Source organism: Pseudomonas sp. LBUM1661 (assembly GCF_059695925.1).
In genome coordinates this window covers 6,659,293-6,677,195 of record NZ_CP166794.1, presented here as the reverse complement: position 1 = coordinate 6,677,195, position 17,903 = coordinate 6,659,293, and the positions used below count along the sequence as shown (strand labels likewise).

Below are 17,903 nucleotides of genomic sequence, written 5' to 3'. Positions count from 1 at the left end.
TGATGAAAAAGTTTTTCAAGAAGGTCGGCACATTCTTGCGTCAGACCTGGCTCTGGACCTTGCTGTTGGTGTTGTTGGTAGTGCTGCTGGTGTGGTTCGTCGGGCCGCTGCTGGCGGTCGATGACTACAAATTCTGGGAGGGGTCGAGCTCCCGCTTGCTGACCATCAGTGTGCTGTTCCTGATCTGGGGCCTGGCCATGGTCTTCGTCAGCTGGCGTGCTGGCATCCGTAAAAAAGCGCTCGAAGACAGCGAAGTTGGCCAGGATCATCTCCGCCGTGAAGCGCAGATCGACAAAGAGCAAAAAGTGCTTCGCGTGCGTTTCAAGGCGGCATTGAAAACCCTGAAGACCTCAAGTCTTTATCGCGGTCGCAGTGAGCACTGGCGCAGTGATTTGCCGTGGTACTTGCTGATCGGCCCGCAGGGCAGTGGCAAGACCAGCTTGCTGGACTTCTCCGGTCTTGAGTTTCCGATCAACAAGATCGGCCGCAAACTGACCCGCGACACCCTCGGTACCGCTCATTGCGACTGGTACTTCGCCGATCACGGTGTGCTGATCGACACCGCCGGCCGTTACCTCACCCAGCCGGATGCCGAAGTCGACAGCAACGCCTGGAACACCTTGCTTGAGTTGCTGCGCAAGCGTCGTCGCGACCGCCCGTTGAATGGCGTACTGGTGACCATTCCCGTGGAAATGTTGCAGGGCCCCGCCGAGCCGAGTCTCGAAGCGCTGGCTCACCAAGTGCGTGCTCGCCTGCAAGAAGTCCATCAGAAACTGCACGTCGATCTGCCGATTTATCTGGTGTTGAGCAAGGCTGACCAACTGCTCGGTTTCGACGAATTCTTCGATCAACTGACCCGCGAAGAAAGCGATCAGGTCCTCGGGACCAGCTTTCGCAATGAGCAGAGCGGCAGCGACGTCGCTGTCCTGCGCATCGAGTTCGAGGCACTGCTGCGGCGCCTGAACAGCCAGGTCATCATGCGCATGCACCAGGAGCGCGACACCCAGCGTCGTGGCCGTATCCTCGATTTCCCGCATCAACTGGGGCAGATCGGCGAGCGCTTGTGCCTGTTCGTCGACATGGCGTTCACCGGCAACCGTTACCAGCGCTTCAGCCAGTTGCGCGGTTTCTACCTGACCAGCGCCCCGCGCCTGACCCAACAGTTGGACCCGACCACTGCGGGCATCGGCGCCAGTCTGAGCATTGACGCCGGTGTGCTGCCAACGCTGCGCAGTGGGCGTTCGCGGTTCATTCACCATGTGCTCAGTCGGGTGATTTTCCCCGAAGCCGATCTGGCCGGTCTGGACAAGCGCGAACGCCGTCGAATTCATTGGGGGCAACGTGCGCTGTACGTCGGTGCGTTGGCGGCGCTGGGCGTGTTTGGTGTGATGTGGGCGGGTGGTTTCTCTGCCAACTACGAGCGCCTGGAAAGTCTGCGTAATCTTTCTCAAACCTGGACTCAGCATCACTCGACCCTGACCGCGCGCGATGACTCGATGTCAGTGCTCAAATCCCTCGATACCCGCTATGCGGCGACTCAGGTCTTCCCGAAAAAAGGTGACGTGTCTTACCTCGAGCGTGGCGGTCTGTATCAGGGTGAAGCGGCTAATCCGGTGGTCAAGGCCGCCTACGAGCGTGAGCTTGAGGCGCAACTGCTGCCACGGGTCGCGACGCTTCTGGAAGAGCAGATCCGCGCCAATATCAAGGACCGCGAACGCCTGCTCAACAGCTTGCGCGCGTACTTGATGTTGAACATGGAAGATCGTCGCGATGCAACGTGGCTCAAGGATAGAGTCGCCAGCGACTGGTCCCTGCGTTACCCCGGCAACACCGCGGTGCAGAACGGTTTGAACACGCACTTCGAGCGTTTGCTGAAGCAACCGTTTAGCTACCCGCTGAACGAGCCACTGGTGGCGCAGGCGCGTCAGGTCTTGCGCAGCGAGTCGCTGGCGAACGTGGTTTACCGGATGCTGCGCGAGCAGGCCCGCCATCTGCCGGACTACCGTTTCAGCCAACACTTGGGTCCCCAGGGTGCGCTGTTTGTCGGTACCGATTACGTGATCCCGGGGTTCTACACCCAGCAGGGCTATCAACAGTATTTCTCGGTCCAGGGCTCGGCGCTGGTCACCGATATCCTGCGGGACAATTGGGTGCTGGGCGAAGGGGCGGGTATCAGCGGCATGGACTTGCGTCGCCTGATGGTTGAACTCGAGCAACTGTACTTCCGCGACTACGCCAATTTCTGGAGTGAAGCGGTCGGCCAGGTTGCCCTGCAACCCATCAACGATGCCGGCGAAGGCGCGGAGCAACTGGCGGGGCTGATTTCGGCCAACTCCCCCGTGCTGCAATTGTTGGTGGAAGTGCGTGAGAACACGCGCTTCCAGGTGATCGCGGACAGCGCTGATGTCGCCGCCACTGCTGCTGAAAAGCTCGGAGAGAAGGGCGGAAAGCTGGGAAAACTCGCGGCGGCCGCTGCTGATAAAGCATCGGACATGGCGATGAAGCTGCCGGACACCGCGAAGAAATCCCTGCAACGGCGCTTCCAGCCGCTGCACCGTTTACTGGATGAAAACAACGGCCCGACCGCTGAGTTGACCCCGGCACTGACGGCGCTCAACGAATTGCACATGCAGCTGGCGAGCCTCGCCCGTGCCAGCGCGCCGGAGCACGCCGCGTTCGAAATGGCCAAGATCCGCATGGGCGGCCAGCGTGATGCGCTAAGCAATTTGCGTAATGCCTCCAGTCGCCTGCCGCGGCCCGTCAGCGTCTGGTTCAACGTGCTGGCCGAAGACACCTGGCGCCTGGTGCTCAACGATGCCTACCGGTACCTGAATCAGCGTTATCAGCGCGAGTTGTACAGCTTCTATGGGAAGGCGATCAACAAGCGTTATCCGTTCAGTGCCCACAGCACCAGCGACGTTGCGATCAGCGACTTTCGCGAGTTCTTCAAGGCTCAGGGCATCGCCGATCGGTTTTTCGAGAACTACCTGCGTCCGTTTGTGAGCGGTGATCCAGGTCACTACCGCTTGCGCAGCATTGACGGCCACAGCCTGCCGGTGTCCAAGGTTTACCTCGATCAGATGGCTGCCGCGCACGTGATCCGCCAGAGCTTCTTCTCGATCAACCCGGTCGAGCCACACGCGCAGTTCAAACTGGAGCCGTACACCCTCGACCCGGCCGTCAGCCGTTCCGAGTTCAAGTTTGGAGACCGGACCATCGAATACCGCCATGGCCCGATCGTGCCGGTGTCGTTCAATTGGCCGACCGACGCCGAAGACGGTCGCAGCAGCCTGGTCCTCGACAAAATAGTCGGCCGCCCGATCGGCATCGAGAAAAACACCGGTCCATGGTCGCTGTTCCGTCTGTTCGACTTGATGCAGACCGAATACCTGAGTGGTCGCGACGTGCTGGTATTGAAAGCTGATGTGGGTGGCCTGCGCGCCAACTACTTGCTGTCGAGCCAGCGCACACCGAACCCGTTCGACATGGGCGCCCTGCGCACCTTCCGTATGCCGGTGCAGCTCTGATGCACGTTGCCAGGTCTTGGCGCAGCGCCGCGCGCACCGACGCTGGCAAGGTCCGGGTGCGCAACGAAGATGCTTTTCTGGATTGCCCACAGCAGGGGCTGTGGGTGGTCGCGGACGGCATGGGCGGTCATCAGGGCGGCGACATTGCTAGTCAGTTGATCGTCGCCAGCCTGGCGGAATTACCGGTGCAGGAGGATTTTGACGCACGACTTACAGGCGTGCGCCAGTGCCTGCATTGGCTCAATCGCCGTTTGGCTCAGGAGTTGACCGTCACGGCCGGGCGCCATGACAGCATCATGGGCAGCACCGTGGTGGCGCTACTGCTGGAAGACAATCGCGCAGCCTGTGTCTGGGCCGGCGACAGCCGCTGCTACCTGTGGCGTGGTCAGCGTTTGTATCAGCTGTCCAAGGATCATTCGCTGCAACAGCAACTGATCGACGAGCAACAGATGAGCGTCGAGCAAGCCAAGGCGCATCCTTCTGCCCATGCCTTGACCCGTGCGGTCGGGGCGGCCGAGCAACTGACCCTGGCTGTACTCGAAATCGAGGTCTACCCCGGCGATGCGTTTCTGTTGTGCAGCGACGGTTTGTACCAAGGGTTGAGCAGCGACGCCTTGGGCAACGCCCTGAGCCTGACCGCGCCGCACATCGCGCTGGAACGTCTGTTCGATGGCGCCCTGCGCGGCCCGGCACGGGATAACCTGACCGCCGTGGTAATCCGAAAATGACCCAACTCATGCCTCCGCTCGACGACCTGATGGGGAGCGAAGAGCACGCCGATAACCTGACTTACTTTGCGTTCGCCAAGTCGCATAAAGCAGAGCCCGAACTAGCACTGACCAAGGTCGGTATCGGCAAAATGCCGGACGTGCTCGCAGGCCGTTACCGCATCGAGCGTCTGCTTGGCGCCGGCGGGATGGGCGCGGTGTACCGTGCGCGGGATTTGCTGAGCGAGGAGTTCGGCGATCCCGATCCTTACATCGCGCTGAAAATTATCAGCGAAGAATTTGCCGAATCACCGGACGCCAGCGTCTTGCTCTTCAGCGAGTTCGCCCTGACCCGACGCCTGCGCCACAACAACGTGCTGCGTTTGCACACCTTTGAAGTGGACACCGACTGCCAGCGCGCCTTCATCACCATGGAACTCATGCGTGGGCTGACCCTGGACAAATTGCTGTGCGAGCGGCCTCTGGGCTTGCCGTGGACAGAGTTGCGCGACATCGCAGTGCCGCTGCTTGACGCGCTGACCTACGCCCACAGTCGCGGCGTGCTGCACGGCGACGTAAAGCCGAGCAACGTGATGCTCAGCGAAGAAGGCGTGCGTCTGTTCGACTTCGGTCTGGGCCAGGCAGAAGCAGGAATCCTGCCCGGTCTGCCACACCTGAGCCGCAGCCGTTTTAACGCCTGGACCCCAGGCTACGCCGCGCCCGAATTGCTCGACGGCCAACCGTTGTCGGCCGGTGCCGACGTCTACGGCGTGGCGTGCGTGCTGTATGAATTGGCGAGCGGTAAGCACCCGTTCCGTCGCTTGCCTTCGACCGAGGCTCGGAATGGGCATCTCGACCGCGATCTCCAGGCGCCAAAAAATTTACCGAAACACTGCTGGCCAGCCCTGCGAACGGCGCTGGATTTCGATGCGGCCAAGCGCACCATTACCACCGCCCAATTGCGTGACGCTATGGGCGCCTCTTCGTCTTGGTTGCAAAAACTGCGACGTCGGGCGTAACGCAAACCTTGTAGGAGCTGGCTTGCCAGCGAAGGCGGTGTGACAGCCAACGTCGATGTTGGATCTGATGGCCTCTTCGCTGGCAAGCCAGCTCCTACAGATTGCTTTTGGCCTCATTGACCGATTTCAGATGCGTGACTTGGCAGTCATCATGCGAGAAAAGACCAGCATCGTCCTCTAACGTAACCAGACAGTAGCGTTCTCGCTCGAAGCCGCTACACTGCGCCGGCCGTTCATTTTTCTCTTGAGGCTGTGCGCATGAAATTTCGTTTTCTGCTGTGGATGCTGGGTCTGTTGATGGGCAAGGCCAGTCGGACCAACCCTGCGTTTCAGCAACAGTTGGGTGACAAGGAGTTGGTGTTTCAACTACAGACCCTGGACGGGAAAGTGGCGCGGCATTTCTTCGTGAAGGACCAGCGCATCACCAGCAAGTCGGGCGTGTATGCCGAGCCTGCTTTTGCGATTGCCTTTAAAGATGCGGCGTATGGCTTTGCCACGATGCAGGCGAAGAACAAGCAGTTGGCGTTTATGACGGGGATTCAGGACAAGTCGATTCAGATCAAGGGCAACCCGGCGCTGGTGATCTGGTTCCAGGGCTTGACCAAGTATTTGAAGCCGCGCAAGGCCAAGGCAAAAGCCAAGGTTTGAGGCCTGTCAGTAACGCCGAGCTGAATTCATCGCGGGCAAGCCCGCTCCCACAGGATTTAAGTGATCCCTGTAGGCGCGAGGCTTGCCCGCGAAGCTTTTAGGCCTGGGTGAATTGCGAAGCGAGTTCGCGCAGCAGCACTTCGGCTTCAAGCACTTTGCTGACGACGTCGTTGGCTTTGTCGCGTGTCAGGCCAACACGTTCCAGCAGGGCGTCGGGGATGTCTTCATCCGGGCCGGAGCCGATGCCGCGGCTACGCAGCAGGCGCACGGCCAGGCACACCAGGTTCGGGTATTCGGCGTAGGCGCCGTCGTAGCCCGGGTCGTGTTGGAAGCGCAGGGCGGTGGCCAGCTCTTCCGGCATGTCCCAGTAGCGCATCAGCCACGAGCCGATCTGTTCGCGGCTGATGCCCAGCAGGTGCTGCTCGACGTAGCTGTGGCACAGGTGCGGGTTGACCTCCAGGTGGCGGCAGATCAGCGAGAAGTGCGGCGGGAACACGTGGGCCAGCAGCAAGTAACCGAAGTTGTGCAACAGGCCAGCGAGGTAAGTCAGGCCGGCTTCCGGGCGCTGGGCGCGCGGCATGGCGCGGGTCAGGCCTTCGATGACGGCGGCGGTGTAGATCGACTGCTGCCAGTACGGCGTGGTCTGTTGCGGGTGGTCTTTGGGCAGGCTCAGGGTTTTGCCCAGGGCCAGGCCCAGCGCCAGGTTGATCACCAGGTCGAAACCCAGCACCCGGACGATGGCGTCTTCCACTGAACGAATCTTGCCCGGCGAGGCGTAGTACGGCGACGCCGCCCAGCTCACGACTTGCGCGGCCAGGGCCGGGTCGGTTTCGACCACGCCGGTGATGTCGTCGATGGTGGCGTTGGGGTCGACCCGCAGCTTGATGATTTTCTGCGCGGTCTCGGCCAGCGGCGGAATTTCGATGGTCGCTTCCAGGCGTTGCTGGATGCGCCGCGCGGTGAACGCTTGAACGGCCTGGGTGATTTCCTGGCGGTCATCGTCGGGGCGGTCGAGGTTCGGGCGGATGCTGGTCAGGGCCTCGCCGAAGTTGGCGGCGCTGGCCTTGATCAGCAGGGTTTTGAACGCTTCGCTGGTGACTTCCAGCAACACGCCCGGCTCGCCCGAATTGATCAACAATTTCGGCTCGCGCAGCAGGCTTTCTTCGTACAGGCACGGCGAACTGGTCAGCGCCGGCAGGCCGGGCAACAGGCTCAGGTTGTGCTTGCCGAGCATTTTTACCAGGCGTTCGCTGGACACGGCGGTGAGACGGCGACCCGTCAGCTCGGCGAGGCGGTTGAGGTCGAGCAATTGGCTTTGGGGAAACAGCACCATCAAGGCGCCTACGGCATCGTCCACCAGAACGGCCTGCACTTTGCGCGCGGCGTTCAGACCGTGGTGGTCGAGGACTTCTTCGTAGGCAATGCCCAATTTGCCCAGCAGCAGCCGAATAGCCGACGGAGCGTGCGGGGTAGCGGGTGCGAGGGCAACTTCGGTCATGGTTTGTATCCGTATTCAAACAATTGCAGGAGTATAACCAGCTTGCTCAGTGCGATGGATCAGAAACTGCGACGGTGCTCACACTTGGCCGTATTGCTGCCCATGGCGCAGCCAGCGGTCGAGTAACGGGCTGACGTGATCCGGCCAGCGTTCCAGTAATGCCTGGGCAGCGTCGCGCACGGCGGGCAGCAGATCGGCGTCACGCATCAGGTCGGCGACCTTGAATTGCAGCAGGCCGGTCTGGCGGGTGCCGAGCATTTCGCCGGGGCCGCGCAGTTCGAGGTCCTTTTCGGCGATGACAAAACCGTCGTTGGTTTCGCGCATGATGCCCAGCCGCTGACGACCGATCTGTGACAGCGGCGGATGGTAGAGCAGCACGCAATGGCTGGCGGCACTGCCTCGACCGACGCGGCCGCGCAATTGGTGAAGTTGCGCCAGCCCGAGGCGCTCGGGGTTCTCGATGATCATCAGGCTGGCGTTCGGTACGTCGACGCCGACTTCGATCACCGTGGTGGCGACCAACAGTTGCAAGTTACCGGCCTTGAATTCAGCCATGACGGCGGCTTTCTCGACGGGTTTCATGCGGCCGTGGATCAGCCCGACCTTCAATTCACCAAGCGCGGCGGTGAGGTCTTCGTAAGTGGTTTCGGCGGCCTGGCAGGTCAGCTCTTCCGACTCTTCGATCAGCGTGCACACCCAATAGGCCTGACGCCCCTCGGCGCAGGCGCCGCGTACGCGTTCGATGACTTCGACGCGCCGGGTATCGGTGATCAGCACGGTGTTGACCGGGGTGCGGCCGGGCGGCAGTTCGTCGAGGATCGAGGTGTCGAGGTCGGCGTAGGCGCTCATCGCCAGCGTCCGCGGAATCGGCGTGGCGGTCATGATCAGTTGGTGCGGACACATCCGCCCGCCGACACCTTTTTGCCGCAACGCTAACCGCTGCTGCACACCGAAACGGTGTTGTTCGTCGATGATCGCCAGCGCCAGGTTCTTGAACTGCACTTCGTCCTGAAACAGCGCGTGGGTGCCGACCACCATTGGCGCGCCGTTGGCGATTTGTTCCAGCGCGGCCACGCGGTTCTTGCCTTTGAGCTTGCCCGCCAGCCACGCGACTTCGATGCCCAGCGGTTCGAGCCAGCGTTTGAAGGTGATGAAGTGCTGCTCGGCGAGGATTTCGGTGGGCGCCATCAACGCAACCTGATAACCGGCCTCAAGCGCCTGAAGCGCGGCGAGGGCGGCGACCACGGTTTTACCCGCGCCAACGTCGCCCTGAATCAGCCGCAGCATCGGCTCGTGCTGGCTCAGGTCGTAAGCGATTTCGTTACCGACGCGTTGCTGCGCGCCCGTCGGCGTAAACCCCAGGTTGGCCAGGTATTGAGCCGGCAACTTGGTGGCTTTCGGCATCGCCGGCGCGCGCAGAGAACGCATGCTTTCGCGCAGGCGCTGCTGGGACAGTTGATGCGTCAGCAGTTCTTCGAAGGCGAGACGATGTTGCGCCCAGTGATGACCGAGGGCGAGTTCGTCGACATCGGCATCGGCGGGCGGGTGATGCAGGTAGCGGATCGCATCGGCCAAGGGCGCCAGTTGATAATCCCGGGCCAGTTCGGTCGGCAGCCAATCGGGCAGGCTGGTGGGGCCGAGCATGGTCAGGGTTTGCATGCACAGTTGGCGTAAGCGCTGCTGAGTCAAACCTTCGGTGAGCGGATAGACCGGAGTCAGGGTTTCGTCCACCGGCGGCGGCTCGTCGCCAGTGATGGCGCGGTATTCGGGGTGGTAAATCTCCAGCCCCGATGCACCGGGCCGCGCTTCACCGTAGCAGCGAATGCGCGTGCCGCGTTTGAGGCCTTCTTTCTGCGCGTTGCTGAAGTGATAGAAGCGCAGGCTCAGCCCGCCGGTGCCGTCCTGGATGCGGACCACGAGACTGCGGCGACGGCCCATGACCACGTCGGCGCCGCTGACAGTGCCTTCGATCACGGCGTCTTGCCCGGGTCGCAAGTGACCGATCGGGACCACGCGGGTGCGGTCCTGATAACGCAGCGGCAGGTGAAACAGCACGTCCTGGAGATTCTCCAGGCCGACCTTGGCCAATTTTTCGGCCATGGCTTCGCCGACACCTTTGAGTGCCGTCACTGACACTTGCGACAACTCGGTCATGGCTGCGGCTTAACCTGCGGCCACTGGCACCGGCGGCTTGGCCACCGAGCACAGGCGAATGGAGTCAGCGAGGATCTCGATGGCTTTCGGGCGCGGGAAGCTTGCGCGCCAGGCGATGGCCACGGTGCGGAACGGCACCGGCGGCGACAATGGGCGCACTTCGATCACGCCGGGAGCGTAGTGATGGCTGTCCACTGCCGAGAGCGGCAGGATTGAAATGCCGAGACCGGAGGCGACCATGTGGCGGATGGTTTCCAAGGAGCTGGATTCCACCGTGGTGTGCTTGGCGCCGTCGTTGCCTTTGGCCAGGGTCGGGCAGGCTTCCAGCACTTGATCGCGGAAGCAGTGGCCTTCGCCGAGCAGCAGCAGGCTCTTGTCGTTGAGCAGGGCGGCGTCGATGGTTTCTTTTTGCGTCCACGGATGCCGGGCCGGCATCAGGACGTAGAACGGCTCATCGTAGAGTTGCAGCGTCAGCACGTCGGCTTCGTTGAATGGCAGGGCGATGATGATCGCGTCCAGTTCGCCGTTGCGCAGTTTGTCGCGCAGCACGTGGGTGAAGTTTTCTTCGATGTACAACGGCATCTGCGGGGCGACCCGGTGCAGTTGTGGAATCAGGTGCGGGAACAGGTACGGGCCGACGGTGTAGATCGCGCCGACTTTCAGCGGAGCGGTCAGCTGGTTCTTGCCGGCCTGGGCCAGTTCGCGGATGCCTTGGGCCTGTTCCAGCACTTTCTGGGCCTGGGCAACAATGCCTTCGCCAACCGGCGTCAGGCGCACGGCGCTTTTACTGCGCTCGAAAATCAGCACACCGAGTTCGTCTTCAAGCTTTTTCACGCCCACCGACAGGGTCGGCTGGCTGACGTGGCAACGCTCGGCCGCGTGACCGAAGTGCTGCTCTTGGGCGAGGGTAACGATGTAGCGTAATTCTGTGAGAGTCATAGCAAGCGTCCATGAAGTTGCGGGCCAAGCATACCGGCTGCAATCGATAGACGCACGTTATCAGAGTGCGAGTGGTGGGCGACACCGGGCAATGCCGGTTTGCCGCGGATAGATAGGCAAAAGGCACCTTTCGGTGCCTTTCTGGCTGTTGCATCACCCGGTGGCAGCGGGCTTGCTCGCGAAAGCGGTGTATCAGCCAACATGGATGTCGAATGATATGGCCTCTTCGCGAGCAAGCCCGCTCCCACAGGGGATCTACTGCGTCTCAGCGGCGGCGTTTTTCCAGCGAGTAAACAAACGGTGCAACGATTTCGATGGAGCCGTTGTTCAACATGTCGGCCGGTGGCTTGGGCAGCGGTTGGGCGCGTTTGATCATTTCCAGGGTGGCCCGGTCGAGATCGGCAGTGCCGGAGCCGCCCACCAGTTCGTACGACAACACGTTGCCTTCGGCGTCCACCACGAAGCGCAGACGGTTCATGCCTTCCTTGCCCCGCGCCTGTGCACTGGCCGGGTACTTTTTGTACTTGGCCAAGTGAGCGAGCAGGGTGCCTTGCCAACTGGCCTTGGCCGCTTGCTGCGCCGGCGATGGGCCCGGTGCCGGTTGTGCGGATTTCTCCGTCGGCGCCTGAGTCGGTTGCGCGTCGCTCGGTTTTTCCTCGGACGGCTTCTCTTTTGGCGGCTCGGGCTTCTTTTTCTCCACAGGCTTGGGCGGTTGAGGCTTCGGCTTGGGTTTGACCGGTTTCGGCACGACGATCTCGGCTTTCGGTACTTCAGCCAGTTTCGGGATCGGCAGTTCTTCCACCGGGGCAGGTGGCTGTGGCGGCGTTATGACCTTCGGCGGTGCCGGTGGTGGCGGGGCTGGAACGGGGGCCAGCTCGACCATCATTGCCTGGGGCGGCAGTTCGATAGGCGGGCGGGCGGTCCAGTTCATCGCCAATGCAATGGCCAGCGCGTGAACGCCCAGCACCACGGCCAGGCTCCCGCTATAACGCGTCAGCTTATGGCGCGTCGTGATCATTTCTTGGCTGCCGTCTCGAGTCCGACCAGACCTACCTTCAGGTAACCGGCGGAGCGTAGGTTGTCCATCACGCTCATCAGGTCGCCGTAATCCACGCCTTTATCGGCCTGGAAGAAGATGGTCGTGTCTTTCTTGCCCTGGGTCTTGGCGTCCAATGTGGCGCCGAGTGCGTCGGCCTTCACTTCGTCTTCGCCGAGGAACAGGCGTTGGTCAGCTTTAACGCTGAGGAACACCGGTTTCTCCGGCCGCGGTGCCGGTTTGGCGCTGGAGGCAGGCAGGTCAACCTTGATGTCCACGGTGGCCAACGGGGCGGCCACCATGAAGATGATCAACAGCACCAGCATCACATCGATGAACGGCGTGACGTTGATTTCGTGGTTCTCGGCCAGATCGTCGTCTGCGCCTTCTTTCAAATGCAGGCCCATGGCCGATTACCCCACTTTCACCATGTGCGGTTGCGAGCTGCGCTCAGGCTGGTGGTCGAGGTCACGGCTGACCAGCAGCAGGACTTCTGCCGACGCGTCGGACACTTGCGCCTTGTAACCGGCGATGGAGCGGGCAAAGACGTTGTAGATCACCACGGCCGGAATCGCGGCCACCAGGCCCAACGCAGTGGCCAGCAAGGCTTCGGCAATGCCGGGGGCCACGACGGCGAGGTTGGTGGTCTGGGTTTTGGCGATACCGATAAAGCTGTTCATGATGCCCCACACGGTACCGAACAGGCCGACGAACGGCGCAGTCGAGCCGATGGTGGCGAGGACGCCCGTGCCGCTGCTCATGTTGCGACCACAGGCTGCGACCAGGCGCTCGAGGCGGAAGGCCACGCGTTCCTTGATGCCTTCTTTTTCGCGGCTGTTGGTCGACAGGCGCATTTCTTCCAATGCGTCATGCACCAACAGGTTGGCGAGGGTGCCGGGCTTGGCGGCGGTAGCGCTGGCTTCTTTGAGGGTGGTGGCTTTTTTCAGATGGACGATTTCAGTGCGCAGGCGACGCTTGGCGCCCATCAGCTCGAAACCCTTGGCGATCCAGATCGTCCAGGTGATGATCGACGCAATGGCCAGGCCAATCATCACGATTTTCACGATGATGTCGGCGTTCTGGTACATGCCCCACGGCGACAGGTCGTGGGCCATGCCCAGGGTGTTGTCGGCTTCGAGGACTTCAGGAACGTCTTCGGCGGTGGTGTCTACAGCCTGGGCCGGGTCGGTTGCAACCGGGGTCACGGCCGGAGCGGCGGGATCGGCGGGTGCTGGAGCCGTGGCGGCGGCCGGCGTGGCTGGCGCTTGTGCATCAGCGAAGGCGGCGGTCGGTGCCAGCATCAAGCTGAGCAGCAGGGCGGCCACCGCGCTCCAGGCGCGAGGTCGTTTGGTTGGCGAAGCGGGGAATTGATTGCGTGTCATGCTGGCCGGACCTGAGAAAGAAAAAGGGTAAATGCTCTTCCAGGCCTCGCGAGGCCGAGAACAAAAGTGGCGGGCATTATTGCAAGTAATTCTTGTTAACAAAAGTAATAGAGTTTCTTTTTTTCCTCCATTGCTAGCCGCTCGTCCATTGCCGGCGCTAGTCTGTGCCTTTCTGACGGGAGTTTTCTGATGTCCGCGCCATCTGTTTTAATCGCCGGTTGTGGTGATGTCGGCAGTCGTCTGGCCACCCAATTGTTGGCTTTAGGGTGGGAGGTTCATGGCCTGCGGCGTGACGTCTCGCGCCTGCCCAAGGGTGTGATTGGCGTCGCTGGCGACTTGTTTAATGAAGACTGCCCGCAGACGTGGCCAGTCGGTGCGGTGGATTACCTGGTGTATTGCGCAGCCGCCACCGATCACGATGAAGCCGGTTACCGCGCCGCTTATGTGCAGGGCTTGCAGCATGTGCTGGAGTGGCTGAGCGACTATGGGCAGGTGCCCGATCGGCTGCTGTTCGTGTCCAGCAGCAGTGTGTATGGGCAACAGGAGGGCGAGTGGGTCGACGAGACTTCGCCGACCGTGGCGGCCGGGTATTCCGGGCAGGTGATGCTCGAAGCCGAGCAGGTCGCCCTCAACAGCGGTATCCCGGCGAGCATTGTGCGATTGACCGGTATCTACGGTCCGGGGCGCGAATGGTTGCTGACTCAGGTTCGTCGCGGCTATCGGGTGGCGGTCGATCCACCGCTGTACGCCAACCGCATTCATGCCGACGACGCGGCGGGATTGATGGCGTGTCTGCTTGAGGCGGACCGGCGCGGCGTGGCCCTGGATGACATCTACATAGGCGTCGATGATGCGCCGGCAGCGCTGGCGGACGTGGTGGGTTGGTTGCGCGAGTATCTGGGCGTGACCGAATGGTCCGAGGATGCGAGCGTGCGGCGTACCGGCAGCAAACGCTGCAGTAATGCCCGGGCGAAAGCCTTGGGTTGGGTGCCGAAGTATCCGAGTTTTCGCGAAGGGTATGCCGCGATTCTGGAAGGGCGCTGCTGAAATCCAGTTTCATACAAACAACCGTGGGAGCGGGCTTGCCCGCGATGGCGGTGTAACAGTCAGCCTGGATGCCGACTGTTATGGCCTCATCGCGGGCAAGCCCGCTCCCACAGAGTTATCTGTTGGCTTCAGATCCGGGTTACTGCTTCTCGAGCAACCACTTGCGTTCACCCGGCGTGAACTGCGGCATTTCATCCGCCTGCGCCGTGTTCACCGCCTGGAGAATCTCCAGCTCCTCGCCCTTGCGCGCAAAGATCCAGGTATTGCCCTGGCCGTTCAGTTGCAACCACATGTTGTCGTTGCCGCCGCTCATCGAAGCGCAATCGCCCGCCAGGCAAAGGGCATAACGGTCCGCACCGGGCAAACCGGCAACCTGACCGTCGGCCTGGAACTGCACGGTATTGCCTTCACCCGGACCGCTGACGACTTTCCAGCTCCCACCCATGTAAGCGGAATACAGCGCACGTTCGAAGCTCGCGCCGATCGGTGCGCCCTCGGGCACCGGGATCAGCGCGCGGTCGAAGACCTGTGCCGATTCGTTCTCGGTCGCGGATTGGCTCAGTTGCTTGCCATCACGCTTCAGCTCACTGCCGGAGCTGCCATAAAAATCGACTTTCCAGGCGCCGGACGCTTCGCCCAGCAGCTTGCCTTCGACGTTTTCAAAACCGTTGGTGTAGCGGGCCTGACTGGCCTTGGTGTTGACGTCCCATTCCAGGTTCGGGCCATAGGCCTGGAGTGCTTCACGCAGAGGGCCGCCTTTGGAAGCAGCATCGATCGCCACCTGATTGATCCAGGTGCCGCTGATATCACGGTCGGCAGGGTTGCTGGCACAACCGCCCAAGAACAGGGCGACCAGCGAGAGAACTAGCGCTTTGCGCATGGTGGAATCCTTTCAGAACGCCTTTTATACGTACTGCAGCGGCGCAGCCACACAAGGGCTGCGCCGCACGCATTTACTCGATGACCAGAATGGCATCCATTTCAACCTGCGAACCCTTTGGCAGGGCGGCTACGCCGATGGCGGCGCGGGCAGGGTAAGGCTGGTCAAAGTACTTGCCCATGATCTCGTTGACCTTGGCGAAGTGGCTCAGGTCGGTGAGGAAGATGTTCAGTTTGACGATGTCCTTGAACGAACCACCAGCGGCTTCGGCCACGGCTTTGAGGTTCTCGAACACCTGGACGGTCTGGGCTTCGAAGCCTTCAGCCAGTTCCATGGTTTTTGGGTCCAGCGGAATCTGACCCGACATGTAAACGGTGTTGCCAGCCTTGATCGCCTGGGAGTAAGTACCGATGGCGGCCGGGGCCTTGTCGCTGGTGATAACAGTCTTGGTCATGAATGACTCCTTGTAATAGTGGGCTCAGGCGCGCATGCGGGTGATGCGAATCACCCCGGTCAGTGCGCGCAGTTTCTTGATCACGCGGGCCAGGTGCACGCGGTCGTGCACGCTGACCACCAGTTGGACCACGCTGATGCGACCATCGCGTTCGTCCATGCTGATTTTTTCGATATTGCCGTCGGCCGCGTTGACGCTGCTAGCCAGCAGGGCGATCAAGCCGCGCTGATGTTCCAGCTCGACGCGCAGTTCGACGTTGAATTCGCCGGTGACATCCTTGGCCCACGAGAGCTGGATGCATTTTTCCGGGTTGTGGCGGATTTCGCTGATGTTGCGGCAGTTGTCCAGGTGCACGACCATGCCCTTGCCCGCGGACAAGTGGCCGACAATCGGGTCTCCGGGAATCGGCGTGCAGCATTTGGCGTAGCTGAGCACCAGGCCTTCAGTGCCGCGAATGGCCAACGGACCTTCGGCGCTCGGCAGCTGTTCGCCTTCGCCGAGCAGGCGGCGGGCGACCACGTACGCCATGCGATTACCCAGGCCGATGTCTTCGAGCAGGTCTTCGATCAGTTCGAGGCGGTACTCGGCGAGCATCGCCTTGACGCGCTCGGCCGGGACTTTTTCCAGGGAGCTGTCGAAACCGTTGAGGACCTTGTTCAGCAGGCGTTCGCCGAGGCTGATGGACTCGGAGCGGCGTTGCAGTTTCAGTGCATGGCGGATGTGGGTCCGCGCCTTGCCGGTGACCACGAAGTTGAGCCACGCCGGGTTCGGCCGTGCGCCGGGAGCGCTGACGATCTCGACCGTGGAGCCGCTTTGCAGCGGTTCGGACAGCGGCGCGAGACGACGATTGATCCGACAGGCGATGCAGCTGTTGCCCACGTCGGTGTGTACTGCGTAAGCGAAGTCGACCGCCGTGGAGCCTTTTGGCAGCTCCATGATCCGGCCTTTGGGCGTGAACACGTAAACCTCGTCCGGGAACAGGTCGATCTTCACGCTTTCAATGAATTCCAGCGAGTTGCCGGCGCGTTGCTGCATTTCCAGCACGCCTTTGACCCACTGGCGGGCGCGGGCATGCGTGCCTTTTGGCTGCTCGTCGCCGCTGGATTTGTACAGCCAATGGGCGGCGATGCCGTTGTTGGCCATCTCTTCCATTTCACGGGTGCGGATCTGGATCTCGATCGGAACCCCGTGCATGCCGAACAGCGTGGTGTGCAGCGACTGATAGCCGTTGGCTTTGGGGATCGCGATGTAATCCTTGAAGCGACCCGGCAACGGTTTGTACAAATTATGCACAGCACCCAACACGCGGTAGCAGGTATCGACTTTGTCGACGATGATCCGGAACGCGTAGACGTCCATGATCTCGTTGAAGGCCCGACGCTTGCCGCGCATTTTCTTGTAGATGCCGTAGAGGTGCTTCTGGCGACCGCTGACCTCGCCCTGGATTTCATCGATGGCCAGGCAATGGCTGAGGGACTCTTCGATCTTGTTGACGATTTCCTTGCGATTGCCCCGGGCGCGCTTGACCGCCTGGTTGATCCGCGCGGAACGCATCGGGTGCATGGCCTTGAAGCCGAGGTCTTCAAATTCTATGCGGATGGCGTGCATGCCCAGCCGGTTGGCGATGGGCGCATAGATTTCCAGGGTTTCCTTGGCGATCCGTCGGCGTTTTTCCCCGGACAAGACTTCCAGCGTGCGCATGTTGTGCAGGCGGTCGGCGAGCTTGACCAGGATCACGCGAATGTCGCGGGCCATGGCCATGGCCATTTTCTGGAAGTTTTCAGCCTGGGCTTCGGCCTTGGTCTCGAAGTTCATCTGGGTCAGTTTGCTGACCCCATCGACCAGTTCGGCCACGGTTTCACCGAACTGCGCTTGCAGCGCTTCCTTGGCAATACCGGTGTCTTCGATCACGTCATGCAGCATTGCAGCCATCAAGCTCTGATGGTCCATGTGCATGTCGGCAAGAATATTCGCCACCGCAAGAGGATGCGTGACGTACGCCTCGCCACTGCGGCGGCGTTGGCCGTCGTGGGCTTGTTCGGCGTAGAAGTACGCTCGGCGGACCAGGTTGACCTGGTCCTTGCCGAGGTAGGTCGATAAGCGATCGGCGAGGGCGTCTATGCTCGGCATGATGACTCCTGCCGTTCGTTGTGACCCCGCGCCGTGCTACGTCGACCAGGCATAGGCTTAGACTGCCTCGTTGGACTCGTCCTCGAACGCTGCGAACAGCGGTTCGTCTTCGACGATTTCAGCGTTGGCGATGAACTCGTAGCTCATCAGGCCTTCAGCGATTTCACGCAAGGCTACAACGGTAGGCTTGTCGTTTTCCCACTGAACCAGGGGCTCTTTGCCGCCGGTGGCCAGTTGACGGGCACGCTTGGTAGACAGCATGACCAGCTCAAAGCGGTTTTCCACGTGGTTTAGGCAATCTTCAACGGTTACGCGGGCCATGGTATTCCTCGGAGCGAATGCAATATGCGCGCTGCCCGGTTGGGCGAGCGGACTCGACAGTTTAAAAAATCACCAGCGTTTAGGGAAGCGCTGATTTTTTGACCAAGCCCTTCAACGCGCTGCAAGCACCAATGTAAAGCGCTCGCAGCGGTTTTGGGAAG

15 protein-coding genes are annotated in these 17,903 nt (G+C 61.3%); 5 read left to right on the top strand and 10 right to left on the bottom strand.

What is annotated here, in order from left to right; genetic code table 11:
* Window positions 1-2: 2 nt before the first annotated feature.
* The 4 genes from tssM to ACA057_RS30745 all read left to right on the top strand — a co-directional run bounded on the left by tssM (window position 3) and on the right by ACA057_RS30745 (window position 5,901).
* Window positions 3-3,527, top strand: a complete 3,525-nt coding sequence (tssM, locus tag ACA057_RS30760) for a type VI secretion system membrane subunit TssM (protein ID WP_497344779.1) — start codon at window positions 3-5, stop codon at window positions 3,525-3,527.
* The gene (locus ACA057_RS30755; RefSeq protein WP_497344777.1) at window positions 3,527-4,255 is read left to right on the top strand and encodes a PP2C family protein-serine/threonine phosphatase; all 729 of its coding nucleotides are present in this window, start codon (window positions 3,527-3,529) and stop codon (window positions 4,253-4,255) included. Before tssM ends, ACA057_RS30755 begins: the two co-directional genes overlap by 1 nt.
* Window positions 4,252-5,253 carry a serine/threonine-protein kinase gene (locus ACA057_RS30750; protein WP_497344775.1) on the top strand — a complete coding sequence of 334 codons (1,002 nt, stop codon included), beginning with the start codon at window positions 4,252-4,254 and terminating at the stop codon, window positions 5,251-5,253. Before ACA057_RS30755 ends, ACA057_RS30750 begins: the two co-directional genes overlap by 4 nt.
* 258 nt (window positions 5,254-5,511) lie before the next feature.
* Window positions 5,512-5,901: a hypothetical protein gene (locus ACA057_RS30745; protein ID WP_008030620.1), complete on the top strand. Its 390-nt coding sequence runs from the start codon at window positions 5,512-5,514 to the stop codon at window positions 5,899-5,901.
* A 97-nt stretch (window positions 5,902-5,998) separates the two neighbouring features.
* On the opposite strand, the gene ACA057_RS30740 is transcribed toward ACA057_RS30745, so the two are convergent.
* From ACA057_RS30740 to exbB, 6 genes are all read right to left on the bottom strand, one after another.
* Window positions 5,999-7,399 (bottom strand): aminoacyl-tRNA deacylase and HDOD domain-containing protein, encoded by a 1,401-nt coding sequence (locus ACA057_RS30740; protein ID WP_497344773.1) that lies wholly within the window; start codon window positions 7,397-7,399, stop codon window positions 5,999-6,001.
* 78 nt (window positions 7,400-7,477) lie between these two features.
* On the bottom strand, window positions 7,478-9,553 hold the full coding sequence (recG, locus tag ACA057_RS30735; protein WP_497344771.1) for an ATP-dependent DNA helicase RecG: 2,076 nt from the start codon (window positions 9,551-9,553) through the stop codon (window positions 7,478-7,480).
* Window positions 9,554-9,562: 9 nt separating this feature from the next.
* Window positions 9,563-10,492 (bottom strand): hydrogen peroxide-inducible genes activator, encoded by a 930-nt coding sequence (locus ACA057_RS30730; RefSeq protein WP_497344769.1) that lies wholly within the window; start codon window positions 10,490-10,492, stop codon window positions 9,563-9,565.
* A gap of 265 nt (window positions 10,493-10,757) precedes the next feature.
* Window positions 10,758-11,510 (bottom strand): TonB family protein, encoded by a 753-nt coding sequence (locus ACA057_RS30725; RefSeq protein ID WP_497344767.1) that lies wholly within the window; start codon window positions 11,508-11,510, stop codon window positions 10,758-10,760.
* Window positions 11,507-11,935 (bottom strand): TonB system transport protein ExbD, encoded by a 429-nt coding sequence (exbD, locus tag ACA057_RS30720; protein WP_497344765.1) that lies wholly within the window; start codon window positions 11,933-11,935, stop codon window positions 11,507-11,509. The genes ACA057_RS30725 and exbD overlap by 4 nt, the downstream gene beginning before the upstream one ends.
* A gap of 6 nt (window positions 11,936-11,941) precedes the next feature.
* Window positions 11,942-12,910, bottom strand: a complete 969-nt coding sequence (gene exbB / locus ACA057_RS30715; protein ID WP_497344763.1) for a tonB-system energizer ExbB — start codon at window positions 12,908-12,910, stop codon at window positions 11,942-11,944.
* A 189-nt stretch (window positions 12,911-13,099) separates the two neighbouring features.
* Between exbB and ACA057_RS30710 the strand changes: the two genes are divergently transcribed.
* Window positions 13,100-13,957 (top strand): SDR family oxidoreductase, encoded by an 858-nt coding sequence (locus ACA057_RS30710; protein WP_497344761.1) that lies wholly within the window; start codon window positions 13,100-13,102, stop codon window positions 13,955-13,957.
* Between the two features lie 139 nt (window positions 13,958-14,096).
* Here ACA057_RS30710 and ACA057_RS30705 read toward each other — a convergent pair whose 3' ends face one another.
* The 4 genes from ACA057_RS30705 to rpoZ all read right to left on the bottom strand — a co-directional run bounded on the left by ACA057_RS30705 (window position 14,097) and on the right by rpoZ (window position 17,742).
* The gene (locus tag ACA057_RS30705; RefSeq protein WP_497344759.1) at window positions 14,097-14,837 is read right to left on the bottom strand and encodes a hypothetical protein; all 741 of its coding nucleotides are present in this window, start codon (window positions 14,835-14,837) and stop codon (window positions 14,097-14,099) included.
* 73 nt (window positions 14,838-14,910) lie between these two features.
* On the bottom strand, window positions 14,911-15,291 hold the full coding sequence (locus ACA057_RS30700) for a RidA family protein (protein ID WP_223553736.1): 381 nt from the start codon (window positions 15,289-15,291) through the stop codon (window positions 14,911-14,913).
* A gap of 24 nt (window positions 15,292-15,315) precedes the next feature.
* Complete coding sequence (gene spoT / locus ACA057_RS30695) at window positions 15,316-17,421, bottom strand: bifunctional GTP diphosphokinase/guanosine-3',5'-bis pyrophosphate 3'-pyrophosphohydrolase (RefSeq protein WP_497344757.1); 2,106 nt, start codon at window positions 17,419-17,421, stop codon at window positions 15,316-15,318.
* 57 nt (window positions 17,422-17,478) lie between these two features.
* Window positions 17,479-17,742 carry a DNA-directed RNA polymerase subunit omega gene (rpoZ, locus tag ACA057_RS30690; protein WP_007894670.1) on the bottom strand — a complete coding sequence of 88 codons (264 nt, stop codon included), beginning with the start codon at window positions 17,740-17,742 and terminating at the stop codon, window positions 17,479-17,481.
* Window positions 17,743-17,903: the final 161 nt, after the last annotated feature.